This is a genomic window from Mycobacterium sp. E342, assembly GCF_001667665.1.
GTDB lineage: Bacteria > Actinomycetota > Actinomycetes > Mycobacteriales > Mycobacteriaceae > Mycobacterium.
On record NZ_LZJM01000339.1, the window covers coordinates 1 to 2,260 of the forward strand.

Here is a 2,260-nt window from a genome sequence, read left to right on the forward strand (position 1 = left end):
AAGCCGCCACCGCCGCCACCGCCCAGGCCGCCGCCGCTGTGGCCGCCGCCGAAGCCGCCGAGCCCGCCCCCGCCCCGGCATCGCCCCAGCCGGGGCCTGGCCCGTCCCACGGCGATCAGTGGGACGACTGGCTGCATCGGCACCTCGGGCAGCACGGCATCCCGATGCCCTAGCCGTAACGCCCCCAAGCCGAAGGCACCGAGCGCGCGTAAAATCGTGAAACTAGGGGAACATAGGGTGGGGACTCAGTGACCTCTGGCGTATTCGCGGGGTGCGGCGGCCACGTCCTCATCATCAGGGCTAGCAATCGAACCTTGGAGGAGCTTTGGACACCGTGCTTGGTGTGTCAATGGCGCCGACGGCAGTCCGGATGGTGCTGGTCGAAGGCCAAAACGGTGAAGGCGCCACCGTCGACGAAGACAATTTCGACGTCCCGCCCGAAGACGACGCCGCAACGCTGACCGCGGCCAACCAGGTAGTCTCGGCGATCCTGGGCACCCGCCAGGGCGCGGCCGAGGGCGGCTACCAGCTGGCGTCGACCGGCGTCACCTTCACCGACCCGATCGAGGCCGCCGCCCTGCGCGATGCGCTGGCCGCCCACAAGGTCGAGAACGTGATGTTGGTCTCGGCCTTCCTGGCCGCGGCGGCCCTGGCGCAAGCGGTCGGCAGCCAGACCAACTACGCGCAGACGGCGCTGCTCTACATCGAGCCCGACACGGCGACCCTGGCCGTCATCAACAGCGCCGACGGGTCGATCGCCGACGTGCGTCGGCAGCCGCTGCCGGCCGATGACGAGGCCGCCGTGGCCCAGCTGGCCACGATGGTGTCGGATGCCGAGACGCTCGAGACGCGCCCGGACGGCGTGTTCGTCGTCGGCTCGGGCATCGACATCCCCCTGATCAAGCCCGCGCTGGAGGCGGCGACCTCGCTGCCGTTGTCGGCCCCCGAGGAGCCCGAAACGGCGCTCGCCCGGGGCGCGGCGCTGGCCTCAGCGCATGCCCCGTTGTTCTCGTCGTCGACAGCGGCGCTGGCCTACGCGCAAGACCCGGGCACCGGCGCCATCAACCCGTTCGCGGTGGCGCCGGGCTACTTCGAGACCCCGGGAACCCTGGGCAGGGATGCGCTCGCCTACAGCGCCGTGCCCGACGAAATGGACGACCTCTACACCGGCGCGCACACCGGCGCCACCGCGCTCGTCGACGCCGGCTATCCCGAGCGCAGCTCGTTCCGCCTGGTGGGCGGCATGGTGGCGGGCGTGTTCGTCATCGGGGTGGTGGCGCTCGTCGTCTCGTTGGCGATCGCCATCCGGCCCACGGCCAACGTCCGGCCCAGCCCGAACCAGAACGTGGTCGTCGCACCCACCCGGCCGGCACCGGCGGCCTCGCACACCTCGGAGATGGCGTTGATGAACGAGATCTTGGTGGCCAGGAAGGCATTGGCGGACACCTTGACCAGCTCCGCGGTCTGCAGGTCGGTCACCAGGAACGGCACTCCCTCGGCCAACAGCGGGCCGTAGAGTTCGCGGACCACCGTTTCGGCGCGCGTCGAATCCTGGTGCACCCCAAGCACGATGCGGTCCGGATGCAGGGTGTCCTGCACCGCGTAGCCCTCGCGCAGGAACTCGGGGTTCCAGGCGATCTCGACGTCGACGCCGCGAGGCGCCAGGTCGGCCGCCCGGCGGTTGAGTTCGGCCGCGGTTCCCACCGGCACGGTCGATTTGCCCACCAGGACCGACGATCGGGTCAGCCGCGGCACCAGCGCGTCGACGACCGCGTACACGTGGCGCAGGTCGGCGCCGTACTCGCCCTTCTTCTGCGGTGTCCCGACCCCGAGGAAGTGCACGTCGGCGAACTCGGCCGCCACGTCGTAGTCGGTGGTGAACCGCAGCCGCCCCGCCGCCAGGTTCTTGGTCAGCAGCTTGCGCAGGCCGGGCTCGTAGAACGGGATGTCACCGCCGGAGAGCTTGGCGACCTTCCCCGCGTCGACGTCGACGCCGACGACCTCGTGTCCCAGCTCCGCCATGCCGACGGCGTGGGTTGCACCCAGGTAACCGGTGCCGAACACGGTGCATCGCATATGACCGGTGTACGTCGCCGCCATGAGCTAACTGCATCACCCCGCTGAGCGGGAGGCAAACGGGAGGTGACAGCTGGTCGCCGCGTCGGGCTAGTGGCGCCCGAATCCGCCGTGGCCGCCGCCGAAGCCGCCGTGACCGCCGCCAAAGCCCGGAATTCCGGGGAATCCGCCGCCGCCACCGCCG

General features: G+C 70.7%; 2 pseudogenes. One reads left to right on the forward strand and one right to left on the reverse strand.

Annotated elements, in window-relative coordinates:
* Positions 1 to 343 precede the first annotated feature (343 nt).
* Positions 344 to 1,378 (forward strand): annotated as a pseudogene (locus tag A5692_RS27490) (hypothetical protein); the annotation flags it as partial.
* Here the strand turns inward: A5692_RS27490 and A5692_RS28715 are convergent.
* Positions 1,369 to 2,076, reverse strand: a pseudogene (locus tag A5692_RS28715) (nucleotide sugar dehydrogenase); the annotation flags it as partial. The pseudogenes A5692_RS27490 and A5692_RS28715 sit on opposite strands and share 10 nt — an antisense overlap.
* Positions 2,077 to 2,260: the final 184 nt, after the last annotated feature.